Source organism: Bradyrhizobium sp. P2_E8 (assembly GCF_056403875.1).
In genome coordinates, this window is record NZ_JBFUES010000915.1 from 1 (window position 1) to 3,002 (window position 3,002).

3 protein-coding genes are annotated in these 3,002 nt (G+C 64.1%); 2 read left to right on the plus strand and 1 reads right to left on the minus strand.

All coding sequences use genetic code 11. The features are described from left to right. Together trxA and AC1D00_RS34205 are read left to right on the plus strand one after the other, a co-directional pair. On the plus strand, positions 1–855 hold an 855-nt coding region (trxA, locus tag AC1D00_RS34200), incomplete at its 5' end, for a thioredoxin (RefSeq protein WP_477013710.1). A gap of 33 nt (positions 856–888) precedes the next feature. Continuing rightward, entirely contained in the window at positions 889–1,566 is a 678-nt protein-coding gene (locus tag AC1D00_RS34205) for an LON peptidase substrate-binding domain-containing protein (protein WP_271577085.1), read from the plus strand. 12 nt (positions 1,567–1,578) lie between these two features. Here AC1D00_RS34205 and AC1D00_RS34210 read toward each other — a convergent pair whose 3' ends face one another. Continuing rightward, positions 1,579–3,000: a putative bifunctional diguanylate cyclase/phosphodiesterase gene (locus tag AC1D00_RS34210; RefSeq protein WP_477013711.1), complete on the minus strand. Its 1,422-nt coding sequence runs from the start codon at positions 2,998–3,000 to the stop codon at positions 1,579–1,581. Positions 3,001–3,002: the final 2 nt, after the last annotated feature.

The following is a 3,002-nucleotide window of genomic DNA, read 5'->3' on the forward strand; positions in this document are numbered from 1 at the left end:
ACCCAGACCTTCGTGAAGGACGTCATCGAGGAATCGAAGCGCCAGCCGGTGCTGATCGATTTCTGGGCGGAGTGGTGCGGGCCCTGCAAGCAGCTCACCCCCGTGCTGGAAAAGGCGGTCAAGGCGGCCAAGGGCAAGGTCAAGCTGGTCAAGATGAACATCGACCAGCACCCGGCGATCCCGGGCCAGATGGGCATCCAGTCGATCCCGGCCGTGATCGCGTTCGTCAACGGCCAGCCGGCCGACGGCTTCATGGGCGCGGTGCCGGAGAGCCAGCTCAACGCCTTCATCGAAAAGCTGACCAAGGGCGTGACAGCGCCGGGCGAGCCCAATATCGCCGAGATCCTGCAAGAGGCCGAGGCGGTGCTCGCCGAGGGCGACGCCGCCGCCGCGGCGCAGATCTATGCCGAGGTGCTGCAGCACGATTCGACCAACATCGCGGCGCTGGCGGGCCTCGCCAAGTGCTACGCCGTCTCCGGTGCGATGGAGCAGGCCAAGCAGACGCTGGCCATGGTGCCGGAATCCAAGCGCAACGACCCCGCGGTGAAGGCCGTGCAGACCGCCATCGATCTCGCCGAGCAGGCGGAGCAGCTGGGACCGGTGGCGGAGCTGGAACAGAAAGTCGCCGCAAACCCGCTCGATCATCAGGCACGGTTCGACCTTGCGACCGCGCTCAACGCGCAAGGCAACCGGGCAGCCGCAACCGAGCAGCTGCTCGCGATCATCAAGCGTGACCGCAAATGGAACGACGACGGCGCCCGCAAGCAGCTCGTGCAGTTCTTCGAGGCTTGGGGCGGCACGGATGAGGCAACCATCGAGGGACGCAAGCGCTTGTCGACGATCCTGTTTTCGTGAGGGCAAGGCGCTAACACCGGCAGCGGGGACCAGATGCCGATCAACATCGAATATCGCGGGCCCGCCGACCTTCCGGAGATCATTCCGGTATTTCCATTGCCGGGCGCGCTCTTGCTGCCGCGCGGCCAGATGCCGCTCAACATCTTCGAGCCGCGCTACCTCGCGATGGTCGATGATTCCTTCCGCGACGGCCATCGCCTGATCGGCATGATCCAGCCCGACGTGGCGCACTCGCCGAAGAATTCCGACAAGCCGACGCTATTCCGCGTCGGCTGCGTCGGCCGCATCACCCAGCTCGCCGAATCCGGCGACGGCCGCTACATCCTGGAGCTCACCGGCGTCTCGCGCTTCAAGATCGTCGAGGAGCTCGAAGTGCTCACCGCCTACCGGCAGTGCAAGGTGGATTTCTTCACCTATGTCGACGACTTCACCGCGCGGATGGGCGAGGACGAGGTCGATCGCGAGGCGCTGCTTTCGGTGCTGGCGGACTTCTTGAAGGCCAACAATCTCAAGGTCGACTGGGAGGGCGTCGAGAGCGCGCCCAATGAGGCGCTGGTCAACGCGCTGGCGATGATGTCGCCCTATGGCCCGGCGGAAAAGCAGGCCATGCTGGAGGCGCCCGACTTGAAGACCCGCGCCGAGATTTTGATCGCGGTGACCGAGATGGACCTCGCCAAGAAGCGCACCAGCGGCGATCCGCCGCTGCAGTGAGGGCCTGAATGCTCACGCCGCGCGGACGACTGCCCGGGGACCTCGCCGCAGCATTCTGTTGATCTCGGATGCGGGCATCGGCCGGCCGAAATAGTAGCCTTGCGTTTCGCCACACCCCTCTTCACGGAGGATGTCCAGCTGCTCCTTCGTTTCGACGCCTTCGGCGGTCGTCGTCTTGCCGAGGCTGACTGCGAAGCGAACGACCGCTCGCGCGAGATGATGCGCATCTGCCCTTGCGCTGGACAGTTCGTTGACGAAGCTGCGGTCGACCTTGATCTTGTCGAACGGGAATCTTTGCAGAAAGCTCAGCGATGAATAGCCGGTGCCGAAGTCGTCCAGGGCGATTCGCACGCCGAGCTCGCGCAGTTGACCAAGTGCTTCGAATACAGCTTCGCTGTCATGCATGATCACCGTCTCGGTAACCTCGAGCTCGAGCCGGTGTGGCGCAACTTCCGAACTCGCCAGGGCGTCGATAATGACCGGGACGAGCTCCTTGCTCCTGAATTGAGCGGGAGACAGGTTGATCGCGATCCTGAGATGGGCGGGCCATTTGGCGGCTTCCGCACAGGCGGTCCTCAATATCCATTCGCCCAGCGGCACGATCAGGCCGGTCTCCTCCGCAAGCGGAATGAATTCGCCGGGCATGACCAGACCTCGCCGCCGGTGATGCCAGCGTAGCAAGGCTTCGAAGCCGCGGATCTCGCCGGTCGCGGTATTGACGAACGGCTGGTAGTGCAGCTCGAATTCACGGGCAGCAAGCGCATCCCGCATGTCGCGCTCGAGGTTGCGTCGCGCATGCATGAGCTCGTCGAGTTTCGGCTCGAAGAAACGGAATGCACCACGTCCGCCGCCCTTGGCCGAGTAGAGGGCGAGATCCGCGCTCTTCATGAGCATGTCGGAATCGTTGCCATCGCGCGGCGCGATGGCGATGCCGATGCTGGTGCCCACCGTGACCCGGTGATCGCCGAGATCGAACGGCTCGCAAAGCGCCTTTCTGATGTTCTCGGCGAGGGTGGCGGCCTCAACGGCCGGGTTGGTCACGTAGTCGATCACGGCGAACTCGTCGCCGCCCAGTCGAGCAATCAACGCGGTTTCAGAGGTGCATTCGCGCAAACGCGCAGCGACGGCGCGCAACAGGGAATCACCCGCCGGATGTCCCAGCGTGTCGTTGACTTCCTTGAAGCGGTCGAGGTCGAGCATGAGCACCGCCAGATCGAGGCCGCCATTGCGCGTAACCGCAAGTGCATGCTCCATCCGCTCCCTGAGCAGCACGCGATTTGGCAGATCGGTCAACGCATCGTGTTGTGCCATATGAGCGATCTTGGCCTCGGACCGGCGTTGTTCGGTGACGTCAAGATGCGTGGCCACCCACCCGCCGCCGGCCATTGGCTGCCGCGTCACGCAGATCAACCGGCCATCAGCGAACTCGTCGATTC